The sequence below is a fragment of the Streptomyces sp. NPDC006339 genome, from assembly GCF_040612775.1.
Lineage (GTDB): Bacteria > Actinomycetota > Actinomycetes > Streptomycetales > Streptomycetaceae > Streptomyces.
Genome location: NZ_JBEXQW010000037.1, coordinates 1 through 23683, shown reverse-complemented (window position 1 = coordinate 23683; position 23683 = coordinate 1). Strand labels below are relative to the sequence as shown.

Below are 23683 nucleotides of genomic sequence, written 5' to 3'. Positions count from 1 at the left end.
CTCCGGGAATGGACTCCCGGCGCATCCTCCGCATCTCCGCCACCGCCCTCGCGGTCGGTGGCCTCGTCCTCTCCGGCTGTACGGACGGGGGCGGCGCCGCCGCGCCCGCGCAGAGCCCGCCCGCCGCCTCGGGGGCGCCGGCCGCCGCACTGTCGTCGTACTACGCGCAGAAGGTGAGCTGGCGGGACTGCGGTGTCGCCGACTTCCAGTGCGGCACGGTGCGGGTCCCGCTGGACTACGCGAAGCCGGGCGGCGACGAGGTCCGGCTGGCCGTCTCCCGGGCCAAGGCCACCGGCCCCGGGAAGCGGCTCGGCTCCCTCCTGGTGAACCCGGGCGGCCCCGGCGGCTCCGCCGTCGGCTACGTCCAGGGGTTCGCGGGCATCGGCTACCCGGCCCCGGTCCGCGCGCGCTACGACATCGTGGGCGTCGACCCCCGCGGCGTGGCCCGCAGCGCGCCGGTCGAGTGCCTGACGGGCCCGCAGATGGACGCGTACACGCAGGTCGACCTGACCCCGGACAGCGCGGACGAGCGAGCCGCCCTCGAAGGCTCCTTCAAGGGCTTCGCGGCGGCCTGCCAGAAGCGCTCGGGCAAGGTCCTGCCGCACGTCTCCACCGTGGAGACGGCGCGCGACATGGACATCGTGCGGGCGGTCCTCGGCGACGAGAAGCTGACGTACGTGGGCGCCTCGTACGGCACCTTCCTCGGCGCGACGTACGCCGAGCTGTTCCCCGAGCGGGCCGGGCGGCTCGTCCTCGACGGGGCGATGGACCCCTCCCTGTCGGCCGAGGAGCTCAACCGGGAGCAGACCGCCGGTTTCCAGACCGCGATCAACGCCTTCGCGGCCGACTGCGTGAAGAAGTCCGACTGCCCGCTGGGCGCGGAATCCGTCCCGGCGGCCCTCGCCGCCCTCCAGCGCTTCTTCCGGGAGACCGACGCCGAGCCGGTGCCGACGGACGGCAGCCGCAAGCTGGGCGAGTCCCTCGCCACCACCGGGGTGATCACCGCCATGTACGACGAGGCCGCCTGGCCCCAGCTCCGGGAGGCCCTGACGCGGGCCATGGGCGGTGAGGGCACGGCGCTGCTCGCCCTGGCCGACACCTACTACGAGCGGGAGACGGACGGCTCCTACGCCAACCTGATGTTCGCGAACGCGGCCGTGAACTGCCTGGACCTCCCGCCCGCGTTCTCCGGCCCCGCGGCCGTCGAGAAGGCGGTGCCGTCCTTCGAGAAGGCGTCCCCCGTCTTCGGCCGCAACCTCGCGTGGGCCGCCCTGAACTGCACCTACTGGCCCACCCCCGCCACCGGCCGCCCCCACCGCATCACCGCCGAAGGCGCCCCGCCGATCGTCGTCGTCGGCACCACCCGCGACCCCGCCACCCCCTACAAGTGGGCCCGCGCCCTCGCCGACCAGCTCTCCTCCGGCATCCTCCTCACCTACGACGGCGACGGCCACACCGCCTACGGCCGCGGCAGCGACTGCGTCGACACCGCGATCAACGCCTTCCTCCTGGAGGGCACCGTCCCCAAGGACGGAAAGCGCTGCTCATAGCCCCCGGACGCCCCCCTTCCGGGGGTGGTCGGAGCACCCCCGGAAACTGTGTAGACTTGGCGACGCTGCTGCACCCACCATGGGACCGCACGGCATGCCGCCTTAGCTCAGTTGGCCAGAGCAACGCACTCGTAATGCGTAGGTCTCGGGTTCGAATCCCGAAGGCGGCTCACTCTGGAACCCCAGGTCGGACTCTTCTGACCTGGGGTTTTGTGGTTCAGCGGACGCGGCGACGGAGCCGGGAGCGGGCGGCCCGTGTGCCGCCGGTCTCAGTTTTGGTCTCAGTAGGGGGTTCGGCGGTGCCCTGGCTCTGCGACGGCAGGTGAGGCAGGAAGGTGTCTCCCATGCGCCTCATAGCGTCGCGGGACTGCTCAGACCGACCCTTTACGTACCGGCGAGTCTGGGTCACCTGGGTGTGCCGCAGGATCTCCATGATGGTCACCAGGTCCACCCCCAGCTCGTTCAGGATCGTGCCGGCGGTGTGCCGACTCCCGTCGTACAGGCGGCGGTCGTCGATCCCGGCTTCCGCCAACAGCTCCTTGAACTCCTCCCACTCCTGGCGAGGGTCGAGGGGGCGGCCGTCCGGGCGCGTAAAGACCAGCTTGTGTTCCTCCCACGCATCGCCCGCTTCGGTGCGCGCTTCTTCCTGCCGCGCCTTGTGCTCGCGCAGGTAGGGGATGAACGGCGGCGGGATAGGCACGGCGTTCCTGCTCTTCTTGGTCTTGGGGCGGGTGAAGACCAGCCCCCGCCGCCCTTGCGGTCGGGGCAGGCGCGGGCGTGACTCGTACAGGTCTCCGGGCACCGCTTTGGGCATCCACGTTTGTAGCCCTTGTGTGTCGTGCAGTCCGGCGGGCACGGCTCGAACCGGTGGAACTTGGCGCCGCACGCGTGTGGGCCTTGCAGCCGTGCCGCCACGTGAGGCGCTGAAGCTGCCACTCCGGGCGGAACAGTTCGTTGTCGAATTCGACGTATGGCCACCTCAGGCCCAGAGTCTCGCCCTGCCGCAAGCTCATGCCGACACCGACGCACCATCGCATGAAGGTGGGGCGTTTGGCCGCGGCCTGTAGAAACGCTTTGGCTTCTTCGGTGGTGAAGGGGTCTGCCTCCGTCTCGTCTACCGTGGGCGGATCCACGAGGGTGGCCACGTTTTCCACGATGAGGCGTCGGCGGTGGGCGATTTTCAGAGCGCGGGACAGGATGCGGTGCACCTTCAGCACGTGAGAAGGCGCGTGTCCCCCATCGAGCATGACCCGGTACATCCGCTCCAGGTGCTCCGGTTGAAGCTTGTCAAGACGGTGCTTGCCGATGCCGGGGATGACGTCGTTCCGGGTCTTGGACCAGTAGTCATCCAGAGAGCGCGGCTTCAGCTTCAGGGACGCTATGTCCGTGAGATAGGTGGTCATCCACTGTTCCACGGTCGGCTTGCGGCCAGCCTTGCTCTCCTCTCCGCTCGCCGGTTTCAAGCTTCCCATGGTGCCGCGGGAGCGTGGTTGGCTCGAACCACTTGCGGCTCCGGCCCACTCAAGCCTCTGCCCCCCGATCCGACCCTGTACCTGTTGGACCCAAAATGCCCAGCGATCAGAGTGTTGGCGATCTACCCTAGCTCCATAGGCGTTAGACAGGAACCGGCATGAGTGATCGACATGTGGCAGCCAGACTCGATCGGATTCGCAACCTCCTTTGCGGCGACACGGCCGGGAGAACCGAATCTCCTTACTTGGTGGAGATTAAAAACGGCGCTAAATTCATCTCGGGTACGACCGCAAGGCTATTGTCCGTCCAATACGTTCAGCGCCCGTCCGGAATTTTTGTCCCCGAGCGTGTCGGAGTGGCGCCGGCCCCGATCGACCTGATTAAGACCTATGTCACTTACGAGGAGTTGGTGGGCGAAAAATCTCACCTCGCTGTCGTAATTGATCTTTTGAAAAAGGTCAACGTATTTGAGGTGCTCGGATTCACGTCGCAATGGCTTGCGCGGTATTATGACCCTGGAGTCGACCACGGCAGGCTGGATCGCGAATATGCCGAGTTGCATTTTCAAGGATTGCTGCGCGTCAAGGCGATTTCCTTCGTGAATGAGGGTCGCGTGTTCGTGGCCCCGCAGTTGCTGCATGCAGTAGCCAAGCTGGCTCTTATTTATTCATCCACGCAATCAAGCGAACCTGTGGACGTGGGGCTGCTGGGCTTGATCCCGTTGGCGCTCGGTGACCACCTTGATCAAAGTGGTGATATTCCGGACGGCGAGAATGTGGTTGTGGATTCCGACGGGCTCCCCGGGGTCTTGGCCCGCCACATGATCAGTAATCAGCACCTCAATCGTCCGCTAGATTCCGCTTCTCTGATGGCCAGCTTCTCTCGCCGCTGGAGGGAGATTTCCAGGGAAAACCCTCACAGAGATCTAGGTTCATTTGAGGATCTGTACCGGGCCGAGGTAGGGATTGACCTGGATGAGCTGGAATCCGTGGTCATGGCCGCTTGGTCCCATGTGTCGCTGCATCATAAGACGTTCATTCCGGCAAGCTACTTCCAGTCCTGTGGGGTACCTCTGGAGCGGGTGGTAGCGGTGCTGTCGCATTTGGCATGCACCTTGGATGGACTGCGCTATCACCTCGCTAATGACATTACTGAGCTGGATGGCGGGTTGGAGTGGTCCATCGCTCCGTTTGAGAGGTTTCCCATCCTGACTGTAGACGGAGGAATTCTTGTTTTGGATCCGCGGCTACTAATGCACAGGGTCTTTGGGTGGCTCCCGTATTTTGACGTGCTGGATAAGCTGAAGGACGACAGGAAGAGGACTGGGCAGCTACGTGATTATGCTGGACGCGTCAGTGAAATTTACGCGCTGGAGATTCTCGGATCGATAGCCCCGCGCCTGCGTAAGTCAATCTTCTTCGAGGAGGATCTGCGTCAGGCGTACGGGAGAAGGCGTAAGGTAGTCGACGCGGTAATTGACTATGGTGATCGCTGGGTCGTAGTTGATATCTCGACTCGCCAGTTGATGCGGGAATCTGTAGCAGGCACATCAGGTGAGACGGTGAAGAAGGATCTGGATGCCTTGGTGAAATATAAAGCTGCGCAGATTCAGTCGACGATTGATGCAATACGCGGCGACGAAGCGCGTCTTACCGGGTCTCCTGGTAGTCCTCGTGTCTTCTATCCGGTGATTGTCGCTAGCGAGGGCTTTCCTTTCAATCCGGTCACAAGCTCAATGATCGAGGATCTGCTACGCAGAGAAAACCTTCTTCAGGGTCCGGGTATAGCGCCCGTGCAGGTTGTCGACGTCGCCGAGCTGGAGATTGTGGAAGGCGTTCAGGAGTGGGGTGGCCCGTCCTTTGTGGACCTACTGGAAGGAAAGCGGGATGCTGGCCTTTGGCGGGCTTCGCTACGTGACTACGTGCTCGTAGAGCTGGGGCTTTCACCTAAACGCCCAGCTCGATTGGAGCGGTTGTGGAAAGGCTTGTTCAACCGCGTTATTGAGAAGGTCAGGCCGATTTGAGTAGGCTGTGGTCACAGCTCATGAACTCTGATTCTGATGCCTCCGCTCAATCGAATGAGAGCAGCTACAGGTGTCGGATCGGTCTCAATCGTGGTCTCAACTCGCCATCCATCGGAGTGAGTTCGCCGACGTCCACCGGAGTGCTGAAACCTCTCGGAACAGGAACGATGCTCGGTTCCCGGACGCCCATGGACCCCTCCGGACCAAGATCGGACAAGTCTCGGGTTCGAATCCCGAAGGCGGCTCACTCTGGAACCCCAGGTCGGACTCTTCTGACCTGGGGTTTCGTCGTTCGGTCCGCTCCCCCGGCTCCGGCCGTACTCCCTGGTGGGCAGGGCGGATAGAGTCGCGGCCATGGGGGAACGGCAGACGCGTACGAGGCGGTGCAAGCAGTGCCACCGGCCGCTCGACGGGCGGCGGTGGGGGAGGCCGAAGCGGTTCTGCACCCGGTGGCACCGGGTGCGGTACTGGTTGGAGGAACTCGCCGAGATCGTGGCCGGCTAGGGCCCGGCAGCGGCCTGCCCGTTCGTGTTACGGGGCGGGGGCGAGGCCCGGCTGGTTGAAGGTGTCCGGGACGGGGAGGGTCGCCCAGTGGCCGAGGGGCCAGGCGACGACGACGGCGCGGCCCACGATGTCCGAGGTGGGGACCATGCCGCCGTGGGCGTCGTTCCGGTGGTAGCGGGAGTCGAGGGAGCTCTGTCGGTGGTCGCCCATCACCCACAGGCTGCCGCTGGGGACCGTGACCTTGAACTGGCCGTTCGGGTCCGTGCTGCAGGCGGTGTTGCCGGGGTAGACGTACGGCTCGGTGAGCGGCTTGCCGTTCACCTTCAGCGGGCCCTCGCCCACGCACTCGACCGTGTCACCGGCCACGCCGATCACCCGCTTGATCAGGTGCTGCTCCCCGGCCGCCGGCATCAGGCCGACGAAGCTCAGGAACTTCTGGGCCACGTTGGGCTCCTGCACCGGGTTGCCCGCGAGCCAGCCGGCCGGGTCCTTGAAGACCACGACCTCGCCCCGTGCGGGCTCCGAGCCGAACCACGGGGTGAGCTTGTCGACCAGGACGCGGTCGTTCTCCTGCAGGGCGTTCTGCATGGAGCCCGAGGGGATCAGGAACGCCTGGAGCAGGAAGGTCTTGATCAGGAACGCCAGGCCCAGGGCCACGCACGCGAGGATCGGCAGCTCCACCCAGAACGGCCGCTTCGGCTTCGGCCGCTTCCCGGAGGCGGTACCCGCCTCGTCGGAGGGAGCCTCCTCCGGTCCCTGCCCGCCGGATCGCGCGTCGATCACCGAGTTGCCCATGTCCGTCCTCTACCCCTGGCTCCGTCGATCCCATGCCGTCTGCAACGACCCTATGGCCCCACGGCGCCCCACAGGCGCCCGTCGACGGCTCTGCACCACGTACGAGTGACCCCGGCCCCGTCTCGTCCCGCTCCGTGGTCGGCGGCGGCGGGGCGTGAGCGGCCTTCCTAGGATGCGTCTGCGCGACACACGCGGAGAACGGGCGGAACGGGGAGGGGCGGCATGGGCGAGGAGCTCGTGGTCACCGAGCGGACGCGATTGCGGCGGATGCGACACAAGGGGAGCCACCGGCGGGCGGACCTGGACGCCGTCCTCGCGGCCGGCTTCCTCTGTCACCTCGGGGTCGTCGTGGACGGGGCACCGATGGTCGTGCCGACCGTGTACGGCGTCGAGGGCGACCGGATCTACGTGCACGGCTCGGTCGCGAGCCGCAGCCTCGTGCAGGCGCCCGACGGCGTGGTCTGCCTCAGCGTGACGCACGTCGACGGCCTGGTGCTCGCACGGTCGGTGTTCGAGCACGGGGTGAACTACCGCAGCGCGATGATCTACGGCGTCCCGCACCTCGTCACCGACCCGGACGAGAAGCTGCGCGGACTGCGGGCGCTCACCGAGCAGTCCTCGCCGGGCCAGTGGGACTACGTGCGGCAGCCGAGCCGCAAGGAGCTGGCGGCGACCTCGCTGGTGGCCCTCGACCTCACCGAGGCGTCGGTCAAGGTCGCGAGCGGGCCGCCGGACGACGGGGAGGGGCCGGACGCGGAGCTGGGGCTCTGGGCCGGGGTGCTGCCGCTGGTCACGCGGTACGGGCAGCCGGTCGCCGACCCGCTCCTGCCGGCCGGGATCGAACCGCCCGCGCACATCGCGGAGCGGGCGGGGCGGGTCGTGGGCGAGCCGTAGTCCGGGGCGGAGGCGGAGGCGGAGGCGGGGGTGGGGGCGGAGGGGCTGAGGCGGGGGCTGGAGAGGTATCCCGTCGGGTGCCGGGCCGGGGCCGTATGCGTCTCCGAGTCGGCCGAGGACGGCGTTCGCACCGCGCGGCGGTTCGCCCGGACGGAGCACGTACGGCGCGGATCGTCGCACTCCGGGTCGGCCGCGGGGCATGACTGGGGTGACCTCCCGTCCCTCCCACCCCGAGGAGCACGTCATGACCATGAACACGGTGATCTACCCGGTGAAGGACCTGGAGCGGGCCAAGGCCCTGTTCACCGCCCTGCTCGGGACCGGGCCCAGCGTGGACGCGCCGTACTACGTCGGGTTCGACGTCGACGGGCAGCACTTCGGTCTCGACCCCAACGGGCACGGCAAGGGACTGACCGGGGCCGTGGCCTTCTGGGACGTCGACGACCTGCGCGGCACGCTCCAAGCCCTGCTCGCCGCAGGGGCGGAGACCGTGCAGGACGTGCAGGACGTCGGGGGTGGCCTGGAGATCGCCACCGTGAGGGACGCGGACGGCAACATGATCGGTCTGCGGGCGTCCGCCGAGTAGGCCCACGGGGTGGCGGCCGCCGGACGACTAGGGCGACGACGGGCCGAAGGCCGTAGCCCCGTCCAGTGGCCGTAGGTCCAGGCCGCCGAGGTCGTCGTGTTCCGCGTCCAGCAGGTCCACGGCCGTGACCCGGTCGTCCAGGACCGTGAAGTCGAAGACCTCCGCCGGCTTCCCGTCCGGGCCCGGCCGCGCCAGGCCCGGCGCACCGTCCACCAGGACCGGGCGGGCTCCGTCGAGCCGGTCCGCGAGGGCCCGCGCCACCGCCGTCGCCCCGTGGGCGGATACGTGCGCGGGTGCTCCGGGGCCGGACCGCAGCACCACATCCGGGTCCAGCAGCGCCCGCAGCGCCTCCGTGTCACCGTTGCCGGCGGCGGCCAGGAGCGCCGTGACGACCTCCCGCTGCCGCGCCGGGTCCGGTTCCGGCATCTCCTCCGTGCCCTCGACCCGGCGCCGGGCCCGCGCGACCAGTTGCCGCGCGGCGGCGGGGGTGCGCTCCACGACGGGGGCGATCTCCTCGTACGGCACGGCGAACGCGTCGTGCAGCACGAACGCGACCCGTTCCGAGGGCGTCAGGGCGTCGAGCGCCGCTTCCTCCGCCGCCCCGGGACCGGGCCGCTCCATGACCTGCCGGTGCCGCCGTCGGCCCTGACGGTCGCGCGGGTCGCGGCGGCCGCGGCGGACCTCACGCGCGCGCAGACGTTCCAGGCAGGCCCGGGCGACGACGTCCCGGTCCGCCGGGGTCCCGGTCAGCCGGGGTGCGGCCGCTCGCAGGACCTCGTCGGCCTCGACCGCATCGTCGTGCACCTCGTGCACCTCGTGCACCTCGTGCACATCGTCCACGCCGTTCGCATCGTCCGCGCCGAGCAGCCGGTACGCGACCGCCCTCAGCCGCGTCCGGTGCTCCTCGGCGCTCGTGGTGAGCACGGCCCGCTCGCTCGTTCAGTCGCCGTGGCCCGGGCCGCCGCTGCCGAAGCCGCCGCTGGAGATGCCGCCCCACTTGCGCTTCTCCTCGCTCGGCGGTTCGGGGGAGGTCTCGGTGCCCGCGGTGCCGCCGTCCTTGAGCTGGTACGGCATGAGCCGGTGCTCGCCGTCGGTCTGGGGCATCTCGGCCGGTCGGCGGTACTCCGAGACCTCGCCGGGCAACTGTTCGGTGTCGGGCCGGTGCGGCTGGGACTCGGGGTCCGGTGGGGGAAGTTCCTTGTTCTTGATCCTGATCCCGAGCGCGAAGGCGCCGATGAGGACGGCCACCACGATCAGACCGCCGACGACCTGGGCGAGCCCGGACTGCCAGACGCCGGCCGCCGTGCTGACCGTCTGGGCGGACTGAGCGGAGTCCACAAGGAAAGTGTTCATACTCCAGGATTACCCCGTTTCCGACCTTTTGTTCCTACGGGCCGCCGCCGATCGGGGACGACGGGGACGTGTGACGGGGACGTGTGACGGGGGCGGTGCGCCGGGCCGGGGGAACCCCCGGGGAAAAGAGACGTGAAACATTTCGCGCGGGCCGTCGCGTCAGTGAGGTGTCAGTGCGTCGCGAGCCGGATGAGCGAGCGAGCGACGCGAGCGAACGCGTGACAGCGCGTGACAGCGACGGAGGGGAGGGACATGAGAAAGTCCCGCGCGGACGGGTTCCTGGAGTTCGCCTCCGCCCGATCAGGGCATCTGTTTCGTTCGGCATGCCTGCTGACCAGCGGTGACACCCATCTCGCCGAGGACCTGGTGCAGGAGACGCTGGGCCGGATGTACGCCCTGTGGGGCCGGGTGACCCGGATCGGCAACCCGGCCGGCTACGCGCAGACCGTGCTCGTACGGACCTTCCTCAGCCATCAGAGGCGCCGCTCGGCCACCGAGCGCCCCCTCGGCGTACTGCCGGACCGGCTCCCCGAGACCGGTGACGACCCGGCCCTGCGCGTCGCCCTCCTCGACGCCCTCGCGGGGCTGGCGCCCAAGGACCGGGCGGTCGTGGTGCTGCGCTACTGGGAGGACCGCAGCATCGAGCAGACCGCCGACGCGCTCAACGTCAGCTCCGCGGCCGTCCGTACGCGGTCGGTGCGCGCCCTGGCGAAGCTGCGGGAGAGGCTCGGGGCACCATCGGCGAGTTCGCCGCCCGCTGACCGGCTCTCCCGTCCAGTGCCACCCCTGGTGCCACCTGCACCCCCCCGCACCACCTGCACCACCCCACCCCCCCGACCTGAGCTTCACTTTCCCGACGTGACCGACCGGAGACGTGATCCCGCCATGCCTCAGCACGAAGAGCACGACGTGACAAACGGACGATTCGAAGAGGAACTGGGCGCCGTTCTGCGCCGTACCGGAGAGGGTTTCGAGGCCGACGACCGCCGCGAGCTCGTCGCCGGCGGTCTCGCCCGCGGGCGCCGTCGGGTCCGCCGTCGCCGCTTCGCCGCCGTCGGCGGGGCCCTCGCCCTCGCCGCGGTCGGTATCGGCGGGGTGTACGGAGGCTCTCTCCTCGGCACCGGAACCGGCGGCGGCACGGGCGGCGGCGTGGAGCACGTCTCCGTCGCGGGCCCGAAGCCGGTTCCCGAGGGCAGCGGCCCGGCGGCCGAGCTCCGGGTCGCCGACCTCGCGGCCGTCCTCAAGGCCAACACACCGGCCGGCACCTGGCAGATCGACAACCCCGACGGCATGGGACAGTCCGTGACCGCCGTCTACGACGACGGCCAGGGCAAGGCCGCGGTCTCCCTCGGTCTCTACCGGGCGGGCGACACCGAGGAATCGAACCTGGGGCAGGTGACCTGCCCCGACAAGGCGTTCGTCCCGTACGACGACTGCACCAGCGAGCGGGTGGCCGGCGGTGGGCGGCTCATGGTCATCCAGGGCTACGAGTACCCGGACAAGCGCGTCGAGACCAAGAGCTGGCGGGCCGTGCTGCTCACCGGCGACGGTTTCCTCGTCGACGCGAGCGAGTGGAACGCGGCGACCCAGAAGGACTCCCCGGTCAGCCGGGAGAACCCGCCCTTCGACCCGGCGCAGCTCAAGGCCCTGGTCATGGCGGAGGGCTGGCGCCCGCTACTGCAGCGGATCCCGGAGCCCCTGCCGCAGAAGGGGAAGCCCGGTGCCTCCCATGTCGCCCCGCCGCCGGAGCCGAGCGCCGCCGACATCCAGGCGACCCTCCGCTCGCTGCTGCCCAAGGGGCAGGGCCTGAAGGTCGTCGACAAGGGCGGCGACAGCGGATACGCCTACCTCGTCGTCGACGACGGCAAGGGCCGGAGCTTCGTCCAGATCAACGTGCAGCCGGGCATGAACGACATCCGGGCCGAACTTTTCAGCGGCGGTGACGTCGAGTTCACGGCCGACAACACGCGGGTGAAGGTGTCCAAGCAGCCGGGTGAGAAGGGCGGGGAGGGCGTCGTCTGGTGGAGCGCCGACACGCTGGGCGAGGACGGCCTCCGCGTCGTCGTCTCCGCCTTCAACGCGGGTGCCCAGCACGAGGCGGCCACCCGCGCCGAGCCGGCCCTCACCACCGACCAGCTCAAGGCGATCGCGCTCAGTCCGAAGTGGCGCGCGCTGCCGATGCGGTAGTCACCAGTCACCTGGCCGGGACGGCGGCGGGGCCCCGGGCCGCCAGGGGCCCGCCCCCGTTCCGTCGTCGTGCCCGCCGCCCGGTCACTTCGCGTCCGAGTACCGCTCCACCGTCGCCGTCGTGAACGGGAACCTCACCGGTGTCTCCCCGAACACGATCCGCCCCGCCTCGTCGCCCGCCGCGCGGATCGCCTCCGCGACCGCCTCGGCCTCCTCCGCCGGGCAGTGCACGATCACCTCGTCGTGCTGGAAGAAGACCAGCTCGGCCCGCATGTCGGCGGTCGCCCGGCGGAGGGCCGCGAGCATCAGCAGGGCCCAGTCGGCGGCGCTGCCCTGGACGACGAAGTTACGGGTGAACCGGCCCCGGGCGCGGGCGTCGGTCGACGCGTACCCCGGGACGTACTCCGCGGGCCCGCCCTCGCCGGATCCGCTCTCCCCGGATCCGCCCGGCGCGGATCCGTCCGGGATGCCCGCCTCGTCGTCCTCGCCGGCGCCCGCCGCCCGCGGGCTGGTCCGGCCGAGCCAGGTGCGGACGAGCCGGCCCTCCTCGCCGGCTCTGGCCGCGTCGTCCACGTACGCCACCGCGCGCGGGAAGCGGCGGCGCAGCGCGGCCAGGTTCTTCAGGCCGTCGCCGCTGGTCTGCCCGTAGATCGCGCCGAGCAGCGCGAGCTTGGCGTGCGCGCGGTCGCCGGAGAAGGCCCGGTCGGACAGGCGGGTGTACAGGTCGTCGGGGTGCCCGGCGACCTCCATCAGGCCGGGGTCGCGGGAGATGGCGGCCAGCACCCGGGGCTCCATCTGGTCGGCGTCCGCGACGACCAGCCGCCAGCCCTCGTCGGCGACCACGGCCTGCCGGATGACCTTCGGGATCTGCAGCGCCCCGCCGCCGTTGGTGGTCCAGCGGCCGCTCACCGTGCCGCCGGGCAGGTACTCGGGACGGAAGCGGCCGTCCCGCACCCAGTCCTGGAGCCAGGACCAGCCGTGCGCGGTCCAGATCCGGTAGAGCTGCTTGTACGCCACGAGGGGCGCGACCGCCGGGTGGTCGATCTCCTCCAGCTCCCAGCGCCGGGTGGACCGCAGCCGGATACCGGCCTGCGCGAAGGCCCTCACCACGTCGGCGGGCAGATCGGGCCGCACCCGCCGCCCGAACGCCGCGGACACCTCGTCCGCCAGCTCCGCGAGGCGGCGCGGCTCGCCCCCGCCCGCGTACCGCTCGCCCAGCAGCCCGTGCAGCACCTCCCGGTGCACATCGGCCCGCCACGGCACACCGGCCCGGTGCATCTCGGCGGCGACCAGCATCCCGGCGGACTCGGCCGCGGTCAGCAGCCGCATCCGGCCCGGATGCTCGGCGCGGTCGTGCCGGCGCTGCTGCTCCTCGTACACCTGGAGGAGCGCGTCGAAGGGCAGCGGCGCGGCGGTGGAGGCCGGCTCGAAGAGGGAGTCCTGCGCCTTCGGCTCGGCGGCCCGGAGCGGCGGGTCGGGCGGCACCGGCTCGTTCCGCAGCCGGGCCCAGGCCGCGGCGGCCGAGCGGGGCTCGCCGAGGCGCCCCTCGTGGCCGAGGAGAAGCTGCTCGGCCACCTCCACGTCGTAACACCGCTCGATCCGCACCCCGGCGGCGAGCAGCCGTGGATACACCTCGGACGTGGACCGCCACACCCACCGGGTGACGTCCGGCCGCGCCCGCACGGCCGCCACCAGATCCGGCTCCCGCCGCACCTCGCCGACGGGCCGCCCGTTCCCGCCGAGGGCGACGAGCAGCGCCCCGTCGCCCTCCGGCTCGGGCGCGACAGCCCACTTTTCGTTCACGGGTGCGAGTCTGACAGCCACCACTGACAGTGCCCCCGCGACGCGACGCGACGCGACGCGATGCGACGAGGCGGGTCCGGGTCCCGGGCCAGGACCGGGCTAGGCCGCGCGGTGGAACAGCGCGGCCGCCTCGCCGCGCGAGCCGACGCCGAGCTTGTCGAGGATGTTGGCGACGTGGAACTTCACCGTGGACTCGCTGATGTGGAGCTCCTGCGCGATCTGCCGGTTGCGGTGACCGAGGGCCAGGTGGGTCAGGACCTCCAGTTCGCGCTCGCCGAGCTCCCTCAGGGGGTCCATGGCGGCGGCCGGCGGGTCCGGTGTGGACAGGGGGACGGTGGCGGTGAGGGTGGTGCCCCAACCCGGGACCGCGTCCATGTCGAGGCGCCCGCCCAGCACCTCGAGGCGGTCGGTGACGCTGCCCGCGCCCAGCGGGCAGGCGTCGAGGAGACCGGGGCCGTCGTCCCGTATCGTCGCGCGCAGTTCGTGCTCGGTCAGCGTCCAGCCCACGTGCACCCGGGACACGGCCTCCTGTTCCAGGACCACGAGGAGCAGCGCCCGGACGATCGCGCGGGCGCCGTGGGCCACGTCCGCGGGGAGGGTACGGGTGGCGTCCGGGCCGTCCGGCGGGCCGAGTTCGAGCCGTACGGGACTGTGCCGCAGCATCGGGCGCAGGGCGTCCGCGAGCCGGGCGAACGCCTCGAAGGCGGGTTCCTCGGCGACCGAGCGGTCCCGCTCGGACTCGGCCCGCAGCTCGATCAGGGCCGACACGGCCAGGTCGGTGGCGGTCGCGCGGGCCGCGGAGTCGTCCAGGGCGCGGCTGCGGAGCACCGCGAGCACACCGGAGAGGGCGGCCGCGTGCGCGGTGGTCAGCTCGGCGGTGACCCGCGCCCGGGTGTCGGCCGCCGTCCGCGAACGGGCCAGCGCACCGGGCACGGCCTCGCTCGCGAACCGGTCGAGGTGGCTGGTCACCAGGTCCCACAGGGCCTGCGCCACCGCGAGTTCGGCCTCCCCGGCCGGCTCGGCGCCGTCCTCCCGTACGAGCACCAGGACCGAACCGCGGGGCGTGGCGTCGCTCCGTACCGCGATCACCTCGCGCTCCGCCCCGCCGACGGTGGCGCGCCCCTGCCAGGGCCGGCCCGGGGTGCCGGCGGCGAGCAGCGGGGTGAGCTCGGCGGCCGTGAAGGGCAGGTCGGTGGCGGTCCGCTTGAACGGCGAGTGCGCGCAGTGCGTGGAGAGCTCCGCCGCGGCCCGGTGCGGGATCAGCGGCGCCAGGACCTCGGAGAGGCGGGGCAGGATCTCGCCGAGCGGCTGGCCGACGATGTCGCGGGCCGCCAACAGGGCGCCGATCGGGGTCAGTTCCATGGTGGCCAGGGTACGGCCGTCCTTTCGGCCAGGTGGGACTGTCCGTTCGACTGGCCGGGGCGGGACGGTGCGGGACGGAAGCTTGAGCCATCGCAAGGGATCGTGAGCGGTCGGGGATCGCAGGATCCCCAACTCAGGGACTACGAGGGGGAATCATGGAAGCGATCGTGTACGAGGAGTTCGGCGGCCCCGAGGTGCTGCGCCACGCGTCGGACGTGACCGCGCCCGAGCCCGGACCGGGTGAGGTACGGGTCAAGGTGGCGGCCGTCGGCGTCAACCCGTTGGACTGGAAGCGGCGTTACGGCTGGGTGGAGGAGTTCTACCCGACGACCTTCCCGGCCGTGCCCGGCCTGGAGTTCTCGGGAACGGTCGACGCGATCGGCGAGGGCGTGACGGAACTGGCCGTCGGCGACGAGGTGTTCGGCTGGACGAAGACCGGCGCCTACGCCGCGTACGCGATCGCCGACACCGTCGCCCGCAAGCCGGCCGGTCTCTCCTGGGAGCACGCCGCGAGCATCCCGGTCGCCGGCGAGACCTCCCGTCGCGTCCTGGAGCTGCTCGGCGTCACGCGCGGCGAGACGCTGCTCCTGCACGGCGCGGCGGGGGCGGTGGGGGCCGTCGCCGCCCAGCTCGCCGTGGCGGCGGGCGTGACGGTGGTCGGCACGGCCTCCGAGCGCAACCACGACTTCCTGCGCGCGCTGGGTGTGATCCCGGTGGCGTACGGGGAGGGCCTGGCCGACCGGGTCCGCGCGGCCGCCCCGCAGGGCGTCGACGCGGTCTTCGACGCGGCCGGCCACGACACCCTGCCGGTGTCGATCGAGCTGCTCGGCGGCGAGACCGCACGGATCGTCACCATCGCCGCGCCGGACGCCGCCGACCACGGCATCGTCTTCTCCGGCGTCACCGTCGAGGCGGCGACCGCTCGCACGTGGCTGGCGGAGCTGGCCGCCCTGGCCGCCGGGGGCGGGCTGCGGATCGACATCGCGGAGACCTTCCCGCTGAAGGAGGCCGCCCGCGCCCAGGAACTGAGCGAGTCGGGGCACGTCCGGGGCAAGCTGGTGCTGCTGCCGTAGGGCGGGGCGGGGGACGGGGTGCGTCCGTCTCGTGTCGGGCTGGTCGGGCTGGTCGGGCTGGTCGGGCTCGTCGGGCAGGGTGGCCGACGTCTCGGGGCTACTCTCGCGGGGTGACCGAGACGTACGGCGACCGTGACCAGGGCCGTGAACAGGGCCGGGGCCCGGACCGGGACCGGGATCGCATCAAGATCTGGTTCCAGTTCGTTCCCCGTGAGGGCTGGCTGCCGCAGGACACCGAGGGGCTGTGGGCCGTGCCGGTGGGCGCGGACACGGCGCGGGTGGCCAACGTGCCGTTCCTCCAGGACGGCGTGGCCGAAGGCGATGTCGTGCGGTACCGGACGGACGGCGAGGGCCTGCACTGGGCCACCGGCCGGGCCGCGGCCTCCGGGAACGTCACGGTCCGCGTCCTGCCCGAGCGCCATGGGCCGCTGGGGCCGAGCGCCCGCGCGGTGCACGAGCGGTTCGCTCCCTTCGGTCTCGGCGGCGAGTCGTTCAGCGCGGACTTCCCGCTGGTCGCCCTCACCGTCCCGGCCGACGCCCCGCTGACGGAGATCAAGGCCCTCCTCGAACGGGGCGTTGAGGACGGGTGGTGGCATTGGGAGACCGGCTGCACCACGGACGCGTGGAACGCGGCGTGAGGGTGGGCGGGGGATGAGTGCCGGGAACCAGCCGGCCTCGGACCAACCGGTCTAGAACCAGCCGTCCTCGGACCAACCGGTCTAGAACCAGCCGGCCTTGACCACGGCGTGGCCGGCCGCGGCGGCCCGTGCGTAGAAGGCGCAGAGGCTGTGGTGATGCCCCGTGAAGATGTCCCGCACCTCGGTCGGTGACCAGCCGGTCGGCCGGGGCGTCCGCGGGCTGGCGCCCGCCGAAGACCGGGAGCCAGGCATCGGGATCGGAGCTCTCGCCGTAGATCTCGTGGAGGCTGCCGTAGTCCTTCTCGATGGAGTCGGCGAGCCCCGCCGTGTACGCGGCCTCGTGGTCGTCCCAGGCGGTGGACATGAACTGCGTCAGCCACGCGTGGGCACGTTAGCGGCTCCCGCCGACAGCGCGGCGCAAGCCCGTGAGCCGTCGCCAGGTCGCTCCCGCGAGGCTGTCGCCGAGGCCCGTCTCCAGGAGGGTGGAGCAGTACGCGCGGGTCTCCGGGGCCGCCGAGCTCAGGGCCTGGGACAGCGCGGCGAGGGCGGCACCGGCGCGGGAGCCGCGGGAGTGGGCGAGGGCGGAGAGCGTGGCGGTGGCGAGATCGGCGGTCGCGGCGGGCGCGGTAGTGACGGGGCGCGTGTCCGTGGGGCCGAGGACCAGGGGGCGCAGGCTCAGGGCGGGCCAGCAGCCGAGGCCGGTGGTGAAGGGCCCCGCCGCCCAGGTGGCCGTGGACCGGTCGGCGCAGACGGCGAGGAGGACCGCGGGCGCGCCGTACCGGTCCCGCAGCCCCGGCAGGCACGCGGTCCACGCCCTGGCCCGCTGCGGATCCTGGCGGTTCCGCACGTCCAGGGCGAGGACGAACGCCCGGCCCGGCGAGGGCGGGATCACCCGCAGCACGCTGTCCACTCCGGGCGCGGGCGGCAGGACCTGGACCAGCGCCTCGGGCGGACGGGGCAGGCCCAGGAGGCGGAAGACGGGCGTCGGGGTGAAGCGGGGGAGCGTGAGCATGGCCGCACGGTAGGCCGCGGAGCGGGGGAGGGAGATGCCTATGGCATATGACTACCCGTGTGGGTGACGGCGAGGTGCGTCTGGGGGCGAAGGCGCCCGGGCGGGCGGCGCTGGGTGCCGGCAGGCGGGACGGGACGGGGACCCGGCTCCGACCCCAGTCCCTGTCCCGTCCCGACTTACCAGCCTCACCCCTCAGCGGGTCAGCCGCCACGCGGGGAGCACCGAGGCCGCCGTCGCGACCAGCGCGCACACCCCCGCCGCCGCGCCGACCGTCCCCCAGGGGACGGTGAGCACCACCGGCGCGGAGAGGGCGGCGAGCCCGGCCGCCAGGCCACCGAGGCAGACGGCCGTGACGCCGAGGCCCAGGACCGTGCCGATGCCGACCGCGAGCAGCGACTCGCCCGCGACCACGCGCAGGATCTGCGCCCGGGTGGCCCCTGCCAGGCGCAGGGCGGCCAGTTCGGGGCCGCGCACCGACGTGGCCATGAGCAGGGTGTTGGCGAGGGCGATCACCGTATAGACCAGCGCGATGCCGAGGACCAGCAGCAGCCCGAGGCGGGTCTGCGGGGTGGTGACCGGGTGGGTGGCGGCGGCCCACGCGTCGACGGTCCGCGTGACGCTGCCGGGTGCGGCTGCGGCTGCGGGTGCGGGTGCTGGTGCGGGTGAGGGCTCGGGGGGCTTTGGGGGCTTGGGGCTGCCCGTACGGGAGCCGACACCTGCGCCCGCGCCTGTGCCTGTGTCCGGGGCGACGTCTGTGTTGGCACCGGCACCGGCCCGGTGCGCACCCGCCCGCCCGACGGGGCCTGCCGGGGCGACCGGGTCGGCCCCGCTCGCCGGGCGAGAGCCCGCCGCTGGGGCCGCCGGGCCCCCGACCGGCGCGGCCGCCCGGACACCGGGAGCGACCGCCCCCGCCTTGCCCGTGTCGATGCGGTCCGCCGTCGCCCCCGGGGCGTTCGCCCAGGTCACGTACGGGCCGTTGTCGCCCGTACCCCGGGCGAGGACGGCGGCGACGCGGAGGCGCACCGGGCCTCGCCCGTCCGCGAGCCACACCTCCACGGTGTCGCCGACGGTCCGGCGCTCGAACTCCTCGTTCACGACGATCGACCGGTCGTCCAGGCTCCGCAGATCGCCCGCGAGCACGGGCAGGCAGGCCGAGGAGGCCCAGGCGGCCGGGTCGGCCACGGCCCGCGCGCCGTACTTGACCAGGGCTTCCGCCCCGTCCCGTACGAAGACGGAGGTCGCCCCCGTGGCCGTGCCCGTACGGGGCAGGTCGCGGCCGGTCGTCACGTACGCGGCCGTCGTCTGCCGCCGCGCCTCCGCCGCCTTGGCGGCGGTCACGGTCGCCGCCGAGCCGAGGAGGGTGCCGGCGAGGGCGACCGTCACCAGGACGGGGGCGGCGACGGCGGCGGTACGGCGTACGGAGGCCGCGCTGTTCTCCCGTACGAGCGTGCCGACCGCACCCGGCAGGCGCAGCGCGCGGGCGGCGGGCCGGACGAGGAGCGGGGCGAGCAGGGCGACGCCGGTGATCAGCAGCATCGGCTGGGTCGTGTACGTCTTCCGCTTCAGGAGCGCGGACGGGTCCGTCGCCCACGTCCACACCAGCAGGCCGAGGCCCGTCAGGAGCAGTGCCGCACCGCACAGCGCCCGGCCGCGCGGCAGGACGTCGGTGTCGACGTCCGCCTCGCGCAGCGCGGCCGTCGGCCCGACCCGCCCCGCCCGCCGCGACGCGGCGAAGGCGCCCGCGAGGGCGACGGTCACGCCGGTGCAGAAGGCGACCCCGTAGGCGGCGTGGAAGGGCCGGGAACCGCCGCCGGTCCCGATCGTGAACCAGGTCGGTGCCACCCCGCCGTCCACCAGCGCCCCGGCGAGCAGCGGCGCGCCCCACGCGCCGAGCAGGCACCCGGCGGCCGAGGCGAGCACGCCGACGCCCGCCGCCTCGGCGAGCAGCATCCGGCGGACCTGGCCGGGCGTGGCGCCCGCCGTGCGCAGGAGGCCGTACTCGCGGCGGCGCAGGGCCACGGCGAAGGCGAAGGTGGAGGCGACGACGAAGACCGAGACGAAGGCGGTGACACCGCCCGCGGTGCCGAGCAGGGCGTTGAGCGTCACGAGGGCCCGCGCGTCCTCGGCGGCCTCGGGGTCGACCGCCCGCCGCTCCTGGCCGGTCAGGACCCGCGCCCGGTCACCGACGAGGGCCCGGACCTCCGGGGCGGGGGCGTGGACCCCGACCGCGTCGGGGCCTGCCGCGTGGGGGCCGACCGCGTGGGGGCCTGCCGCGTGGGATCCGTCCACGCGGCTCGGCGGGGAGGGAGCTGGCGGGGAGGGAGCCGGCGGGGAGGGGGTCGGCGGGGCGGTGGTCACCGTCCAGCGGGCGCGCAGTTCGCGCAGGAGTTCGCTGTCCACAGGCTGTGGACGGTCCAGCGGCGCGGTGGCGACCGCTTTCCCCGGCCCGCGCCGCACCTCGACGGCGAGCCGGTCCTGACCCTGCACGACGACGGGCGCGGACGCGAATCGCACCGGCGCGCGCTCGGGCGCGTTCAGGGTCGTGGACAGCCCGAGTCCCATGACGGCGACCAGCCCGACGCCGAGCGCGAGCGCGGTGAAGCCGCCGACGAAGGAGGCCCAGCGGGCCCTCATCCCGGCGAGCACGACGGTCAGCACGGGGAACCACCCGCCGTCGGCATCGAGGTGCCCGTGCGCGTCTCCGGCTTCGCCGCCGGGGCGGCATCGAGGCGCGCACGGCCGGTGGCGTCCTCGAGCCCCGCCATCCGGGCCGCCACGGCCTCCGGCGTCGGCGCGTACAGCTCGCCCGCCGACCGGCCGTCGACCAGGAACACCACTCGGTCGGCCCGGGCCGCCGCCACCGGGTCGTGGGTGACCATGACGATCGTCTGGCCGTCCCGGTCGACCAGTTCGCGCAGCATGGTCAGCACCTCGCGGCCCGTCGTGGAGTCGAGGGCGCCGGTCGGCTCGTCGCCGAAGAGCACGGCGGGCGGGGTGATGAGCGCGCGGGCGAGGGCGACGCGCTGTTGCTGGCCGCCGGAGAGTTCGCCGGGGCGGTGGCGCTCGCGGTCCGCGAGGCCGACCCGGGCGAGCGCGTCGCGGACCCGCGTACGGGACGGGCGGCGGCCGGCGAGGCGGAGCGGGAGGGCCACGTTCTGGGCGGCCGTGAGCGAGGGCAGCAGGTTGAAGGACTGGAAGACGAAACCGATCCGCTCGCGGCGCAGCAGCGTCAGCCGCCGCTCGCTCAGGCCCGCGAGCGGGATGCCGTCGATCTCCACGCTGCCCGCCGTCGGCCGGTCGAGCCCGGCCGCGCACTGGAGCAGCGTGGACTTTCCGGAGCCGGACGGGCCCATGACAGCGGTGAACGTGCCGGTGGGGAAGTCGAGGTCGACGCCGTCGAGGGCACGGACGTCCCGGTGGTGGCGGCGCAGTCCGCGGAGCCGTACGGCGGGGGCGGTGACGGCGTCGGCGGTGGGGCCGGCGGTGGCTCCGGCCCTCGTTGCGGTGTTCGTCGAGGTCATGCCTCCAGCGAACCGTTTCCGCGTGCCCCGATCACGACCACCAGCGGGCGTCCTCGGGGTAGGGCCAGACCTACCCCTCCGCCACGATCGCGGTCCCGGTCCCGGTCCCGGTCTCGGTCTCGGTCCTGGCCTCGGTCCCGGTCCTGGTCTCGGCTCAGGCTTCGGCCCGTACGGCCGCCACGAACACCTCCAGGGCGTCCAGCGGCTCCCGGCCGCCGAGCAGTTCGCGCAGGTCGCTCTTCACGCCCGAGCCGTCCATGAAGCCGTGGGCGATCGCCGAATACGTGCTGGCCAGCATCGGCACCTGGAAGGGCTGTGCGCCGGAGGCGGCGATGGCGGTACGGGCCTCCGCCAGCGTCACCGGCTCGTACGTGGCGCCGAGCGCCGCCGCCAGGTCCGCGCCGCCCAGCGCGCGTTCGCCGACGAGCTCGTAGACGCGGCCCGCGTGCGGGGCGGGGTCGGTGGCGACGGAGACCGCGATGTCGGCCAGGTCGGCGCGGGCCACGGCCGCGAGCCCGCCCGAGCCGAGCGGCCCCGTGATGCGGTGGTCGGCGTCGGGGGTGGCGATCCAGGTCAGGAACTCGGCGTAGAGGCCGTTGCGCAGGATCGTCCAGTCCAGCGTGGACCGCTGGAGCCGCCGCTCGGTCCAGCGGTGGGCCAGCGCGTACGTGAGGTGGTCGCCGTCGCCGGAGAGGCTGGTGTACACGACGTGGCCGACACCGGCCCGCTCGGCGGCGGAGACGGCGGCCTCGTGTCGGGCGACGACGACGTCGTCCTCCCCGTAACCGGCCGATATCAGCAGCAGTGTGTCGATCCCGGCGAAGGCGTCGGGAAGGGTCGACGGGTCGTCGAAGTCGACGAGCCGGGTGCCGGGAGAACCGGCACGGGTGCCGAGGACGACGTCGTCGCGGCCGGCGACCCGCTCCGCGACGAGCGAGCCGAGCGCGCCGGAGACACCGGTGACGAGCAGCATGGATTCCCCCTGGGAGTCTGTTGGTGGTGACGGCGAGGTGCCTGGGACCATCGTGGCCTGGTGGGCGCGATCTTGTAAGGAGGCACATTGATGTCGGAGGGGCACACGGATGTAACCGTCCCGGAGGACTCGGCGGTCCCGGTGACGCGGGATATCCCGGCAGCCGCGACGGTCACGGCCGTCGGGGTGGCGCCGGACACGGCGGACGTGCCGGACGCGGCGGACGTGCCGGACGCGGCGGACGTGCCGGGCGCGCCGATCGTCAGTTGCGCGGAGGAGTGCGGGGTACGGGACGTCCAGGACCGGCTCGGCGACAAGTGGACGGTCCACGTGGTCGTGGAGCTCGCGGCGGGGCCGCGGCGCTTCAAGGAGCTCCAGCGGCTCGTCGAGGGCGTCTCGCAGCGCATGCTGACCTTCACGCTGCGCCGACTAGAGCGGGACGGGCTGGTGTCGCGGCAGGTGTACCCGACCACTCCGCCGCAGGTCGAGTACTCCCTCACCGAGACCGGACACAGCATGACCCACCTGATCAAGCAACTGATCGACTGGTCCCTCGACCACCGGTCCACCATCGCCCGCTCCCGCGAGGAGTGGGACGCGAGGCACGCGGCGGACGCGGCGGACGCGGGGCACCCGGCATGAGCATCGTGGACGAGGCGCTCAAGGCGCTGTACGGGCACGGAGACAGGGAGGACGACCACGCGCTCGACGCGGCGGCCTCGCTGATCGCCGCCGCCGACCGCTCGGTGGACGCCGAACTGGCGCGGCGAGGCGAGGAGTTCGTCCGCTCGCTGTGGACCAGGGGCTGGCAGCCGGCCGATCTGGTGCGGATGGCCCGCCGCGAACTGTCCGACGAGCACGTACGGTTGCTCGCCGGGATCGTCAGGGCGGAGACCGCGCGGTACGAGCGGCTCCCGCACCGCTGGCAGGCGCAGCTCGACGCGCTCGACGACCTCGCCGTCTGGACGGCGCCGGACCGCTTCTCGTACGCGACGGCCGTCCTGGAGCTCTACCGGCTCCTCGTCCGGCTGCCGCGCCTCGACGCCGTCGGGCCCGTGCCGGGCGAGGCCCTGCCGCCCGCCGTCGCGGGCGAGCCGAAGACGCTGTCGCGGATCCGGGCGCTGCTCGCGAAGGCGGAGGCGACGACGTACGCGGAGGAGGCGGAGGCCCTCACCGCCAAGGCCCAGGAGCTGATGGCCCGGCACAGCCTCGACGAGGCGACCCTGGCGGCGGGCGCGCCCTCGCCGGAGACGCCGGGGGCGGTGCGGATCGGGGTGGACCCGCCGTACGAGCAGGCCAAGGCGATCCTCCTGGACGCGGTGGCGACGGCGAACCACTGCCGGGCGGTGTGGAACGAGGGCTTCGGCTTCTCGACGGTCGTCGGCTTCGAGGCCGACCTGGAGCCGGTGGAGCTCCTCTACACGTCGCTGCTGGTGCAGGGGACGGCCGCGATGACGCGGGCGGAGGCGGAGCAGCGGGCGGGCGGACGTAAGCGGACCAAGTCCTTCCGTCAGTCCTTCCTGCTGGCCTACGCGAACCGGCTCGGCGCGCGGCTCGCGTCGACCAGCCGGCGGGTGGCCGCGGAGGCGCCGACGCTGCTGCCGGCGCTCGCCTCGCGGGAGGTGGCGGTGACGGCGCGGACGGACGAGCTCTTTCCGGAGACCCGGACGAGCCGGGTGCGGGCGGCGTGGGACGAGGCGGGGTGGGCGCACGGCACCTCCGCCGCCGACCGCGCCGGCCTCCGCCCGCCCACCCCCCGCCTCCCGGGGCCCCCGAGCCCGCCGTAGCGCCGCCGGGGTGCGCGCCGCCGCCCACGTGGGCCGTCGCCCCCGCCCGTGTGGGCAATCGTCCCGCAGGGCGGGACGGGTGGGCACACGGGACGGCGCCCATGCGGGCGCCGTCCGCACCGGATCGGACGAGCGGGGGGGAGGGGGAG

General features: G+C 72.6%; 19 protein-coding genes, 1 tRNA gene and 2 pseudogenes. 12 read left to right on the top strand and 10 right to left on the bottom strand.

Annotated features, from left to right (window positions below; all coding sequences use genetic code 11):
* Positions 1 to 8 precede the first annotated feature (8 nt).
* Together ABZ135_RS26935 and ABZ135_RS26930 are read left to right on the top strand one after the other, a co-directional pair.
* Positions 9 to 1550, top strand: coding sequence for an alpha/beta hydrolase (locus ABZ135_RS26935; RefSeq protein WP_356698978.1), 1542 nt, complete (start codon positions 9 to 11; stop codon positions 1548 to 1550).
* A 96-nt stretch (positions 1551 to 1646) separates the two neighbouring features.
* A tRNA-Thr gene (locus ABZ135_RS26930) sits at positions 1647 to 1720 on the top strand.
* Between the two features lie 47 nt (positions 1721 to 1767).
* On the opposite strand, the pseudogene ABZ135_RS26925 reads toward ABZ135_RS26930, so the two are convergent.
* Positions 1768 to 2986 (bottom strand): annotated as a pseudogene (locus ABZ135_RS26925) (tyrosine-type recombinase/integrase); the annotation flags it as partial.
* A gap of 194 nt (positions 2987 to 3180) precedes the next feature.
* Between ABZ135_RS26925 and ABZ135_RS26920 the strand changes: the two are divergent.
* Both ABZ135_RS26920 and ABZ135_RS26915 read left to right on the top strand, forming a co-directional pair.
* Complete coding sequence (locus ABZ135_RS26920) at positions 3181 to 5046, top strand: hypothetical protein (RefSeq protein ID WP_356698976.1); 1866 nt, start codon at positions 3181 to 3183, stop codon at positions 5044 to 5046.
* Positions 5047 to 5400: 354 nt separating this feature from the next.
* Positions 5401 to 5550: a hypothetical protein gene (locus tag ABZ135_RS26915; protein WP_356698975.1), complete on the top strand. Its 150-nt coding sequence runs from the start codon at positions 5401 to 5403 to the stop codon at positions 5548 to 5550.
* A gap of 27 nt (positions 5551 to 5577) precedes the next feature.
* Here ABZ135_RS26915 and lepB read toward each other — a convergent pair whose 3' ends face one another.
* On the bottom strand, positions 5578 to 6345 hold the full coding sequence (gene lepB / locus ABZ135_RS26910) for a signal peptidase I (RefSeq protein WP_356698973.1): 768 nt from the start codon (positions 6343 to 6345) through the stop codon (positions 5578 to 5580).
* Positions 6346 to 6567: 222 nt separating this feature from the next.
* On the opposite strand from lepB, the gene ABZ135_RS26905 reads away from it, so the two are divergent.
* Together ABZ135_RS26905 and ABZ135_RS26900 are read left to right on the top strand one after the other, a co-directional pair.
* Positions 6568 to 7239, top strand: a complete 672-nt coding sequence (locus tag ABZ135_RS26905; protein WP_356698971.1) for a pyridoxamine 5'-phosphate oxidase family protein — start codon at positions 6568 to 6570, stop codon at positions 7237 to 7239.
* Between the two features lie 244 nt (positions 7240 to 7483).
* Positions 7484 to 7825, top strand: coding sequence for a VOC family protein (locus ABZ135_RS26900; protein ID WP_356698969.1), 342 nt, complete (start codon positions 7484 to 7486; stop codon positions 7823 to 7825).
* A gap of 27 nt (positions 7826 to 7852) precedes the next feature.
* Here ABZ135_RS26900 and ABZ135_RS26895 read toward each other — a convergent pair whose 3' ends face one another.
* On the bottom strand, positions 7853 to 8749 hold the full coding sequence (locus ABZ135_RS26895; RefSeq protein WP_356698967.1) for a sigma factor-like helix-turn-helix DNA-binding protein: 897 nt from the start codon (positions 8747 to 8749) through the stop codon (positions 7853 to 7855).
* Positions 8750 to 8764: 15 nt separating this feature from the next.
* Positions 8765 to 9178, bottom strand: coding sequence for a DUF6479 family protein (locus ABZ135_RS26890; protein WP_356698965.1), 414 nt, complete (start codon positions 9176 to 9178; stop codon positions 8765 to 8767).
* A 252-nt stretch (positions 9179 to 9430) separates the two neighbouring features.
* Here ABZ135_RS26890 and ABZ135_RS26885 point away from each other — a divergent pair.
* A pseudogene (locus ABZ135_RS26885) lies at positions 9431 to 9939 on the top strand (SigE family RNA polymerase sigma factor).
* A gap of 148 nt (positions 9940 to 10087) precedes the next feature.
* Complete coding sequence (locus ABZ135_RS26880) at positions 10088 to 11365, top strand: hypothetical protein (RefSeq protein ID WP_356698963.1); 1278 nt, start codon at positions 10088 to 10090, stop codon at positions 11363 to 11365.
* Positions 11366 to 11449: 84 nt separating this feature from the next.
* On the opposite strand, the gene ABZ135_RS26875 is transcribed toward ABZ135_RS26880, so the two are convergent.
* Both ABZ135_RS26875 and ABZ135_RS26870 read right to left on the bottom strand, forming a co-directional pair.
* Positions 11450 to 13168, bottom strand: coding sequence for a bifunctional 3'-5' exonuclease/DNA polymerase (locus tag ABZ135_RS26875; protein ID WP_356698961.1), 1719 nt, complete (start codon positions 13166 to 13168; stop codon positions 11450 to 11452).
* A gap of 99 nt (positions 13169 to 13267) precedes the next feature.
* Positions 13268 to 14530 carry a LuxR C-terminal-related transcriptional regulator gene (locus ABZ135_RS26870; RefSeq protein WP_356698959.1) on the bottom strand — a complete coding sequence of 421 codons (1263 nt, stop codon included), beginning with the start codon at positions 14528 to 14530 and terminating at the stop codon, positions 13268 to 13270.
* A gap of 155 nt (positions 14531 to 14685) precedes the next feature.
* Here ABZ135_RS26870 and ABZ135_RS26865 point away from each other — a divergent pair, with 155 nt between their 5' ends.
* Both ABZ135_RS26865 and ABZ135_RS26860 read left to right on the top strand, forming a co-directional pair.
* Complete coding sequence (locus ABZ135_RS26865; RefSeq protein ID WP_356698957.1) at positions 14686 to 15603, top strand: NADP-dependent oxidoreductase; 918 nt, start codon at positions 14686 to 14688, stop codon at positions 15601 to 15603.
* A 110-nt stretch (positions 15604 to 15713) separates the two neighbouring features.
* Positions 15714 to 16241, top strand: coding sequence for a DUF4265 domain-containing protein (locus ABZ135_RS26860; RefSeq protein WP_356698955.1), 528 nt, complete (start codon positions 15714 to 15716; stop codon positions 16239 to 16241).
* Between the two features lie 391 nt (positions 16242 to 16632).
* Here the strand turns inward: ABZ135_RS26860 and ABZ135_RS26855 are convergent, their stop codons facing one another.
* From ABZ135_RS26855 to ABZ135_RS26840, 4 genes are all read right to left on the bottom strand, one after another.
* The gene (locus ABZ135_RS26855; RefSeq protein WP_356698953.1) at positions 16633 to 17253 is read right to left on the bottom strand and encodes a hypothetical protein; all 621 of its coding nucleotides are present in this window, start codon (positions 17251 to 17253) and stop codon (positions 16633 to 16635) included.
* A 192-nt stretch (positions 17254 to 17445) separates the two neighbouring features.
* The gene (locus ABZ135_RS26850) at positions 17446 to 19911 is read right to left on the bottom strand and encodes an ABC transporter permease (RefSeq protein ID WP_356698951.1); all 2466 of its coding nucleotides are present in this window, start codon (positions 19909 to 19911) and stop codon (positions 17446 to 17448) included.
* On the bottom strand, positions 19905 to 20774 hold the full coding sequence (locus ABZ135_RS26845; RefSeq protein ID WP_356698950.1) for an ABC transporter ATP-binding protein: 870 nt from the start codon (positions 20772 to 20774) through the stop codon (positions 19905 to 19907). Before ABZ135_RS26845 ends, ABZ135_RS26850 begins: the two co-directional genes overlap by 7 nt.
* Before the next feature lie 154 nt (positions 20775 to 20928).
* On the bottom strand, positions 20929 to 21747 hold the full coding sequence (locus ABZ135_RS26840) for an NAD(P)H-binding protein (RefSeq protein ID WP_356698948.1): 819 nt from the start codon (positions 21745 to 21747) through the stop codon (positions 20929 to 20931).
* Between the two features lie 225 nt (positions 21748 to 21972).
* Between ABZ135_RS26840 and ABZ135_RS26835 the strand changes: the two genes are divergently transcribed.
* Positions 21973 to 22389: a helix-turn-helix domain-containing protein gene (locus ABZ135_RS26835; RefSeq protein ID WP_356699062.1), complete on the top strand. Its 417-nt coding sequence runs from the start codon at positions 21973 to 21975 to the stop codon at positions 22387 to 22389.
* Positions 22386 to 23534: a DUF2786 domain-containing protein gene (locus ABZ135_RS26830; protein ID WP_356698946.1), complete on the top strand. Its 1149-nt coding sequence runs from the start codon at positions 22386 to 22388 to the stop codon at positions 23532 to 23534. The genes ABZ135_RS26835 and ABZ135_RS26830 overlap by 4 nt, the downstream gene beginning before the upstream one ends.
* The last annotated feature ends 149 nt before the right edge of the window (positions 23535 to 23683 follow it).

What these genes read in the sequence shown, in the direction of transcription:
- ABZ135_RS26935 (WP_356698978.1), top strand. Translation starts at nt 9, where the DNA reads ATGGACTCCCGGCGCATCCTCCGCATCTCCGCCACCGCCCTCGCGGTC.
- ABZ135_RS26920 (WP_356698976.1), top strand. Translation starts at nt 3,181, where the DNA reads ATGAGTGATCGACATGTGGCAGCCAGACTCGATCGGATTCGCAACCTC.
- ABZ135_RS26915 (WP_356698975.1), top strand. Translation starts at nt 5,401, where the DNA reads ATGGGGGAACGGCAGACGCGTACGAGGCGGTGCAAGCAGTGCCACCGG.
- lepB (WP_356698973.1), bottom strand. Translation starts at nt 6,345, where the DNA reads ATGGGCAACTCGGTGATCGACGCGCGATCCGGCGGGCAGGGACCGGAG.
- ABZ135_RS26905 (WP_356698971.1), top strand. Translation starts at nt 6,568, where the DNA reads ATGGGCGAGGAGCTCGTGGTCACCGAGCGGACGCGATTGCGGCGGATG.
- ABZ135_RS26900 (WP_356698969.1), top strand. Translation starts at nt 7,484, where the DNA reads ATGACCATGAACACGGTGATCTACCCGGTGAAGGACCTGGAGCGGGCC.
- ABZ135_RS26890 (WP_356698965.1), bottom strand. Translation starts at nt 9,178, where the DNA reads ATGAACACTTTCCTTGTGGACTCCGCTCAGTCCGCCCAGACGGTCAGC.
- ABZ135_RS26870 (WP_356698959.1), bottom strand. Translation starts at nt 14,530, where the DNA reads ATGGAACTGACCCCGATCGGCGCCCTGTTGGCGGCCCGCGACATCGTC.
- ABZ135_RS26865 (WP_356698957.1), top strand. Translation starts at nt 14,686, where the DNA reads ATGGAAGCGATCGTGTACGAGGAGTTCGGCGGCCCCGAGGTGCTGCGC.
- ABZ135_RS26855 (WP_356698953.1), bottom strand. Translation starts at nt 17,253, where the DNA reads ATGCTCACGCTCCCCCGCTTCACCCCGACGCCCGTCTTCCGCCTCCTG.
- ABZ135_RS26845 (WP_356698950.1), bottom strand. Translation starts at nt 20,774, where the DNA reads ATGACCTCGACGAACACCGCAACGAGGGCCGGAGCCACCGCCGGCCCC.
- ABZ135_RS26840 (WP_356698948.1), bottom strand. Translation starts at nt 21,747, where the DNA reads ATGCTGCTCGTCACCGGTGTCTCCGGCGCGCTCGGCTCGCTCGTCGCG.
- ABZ135_RS26830 (WP_356698946.1), top strand. Translation starts at nt 22,386, where the DNA reads ATGAGCATCGTGGACGAGGCGCTCAAGGCGCTGTACGGGCACGGAGAC.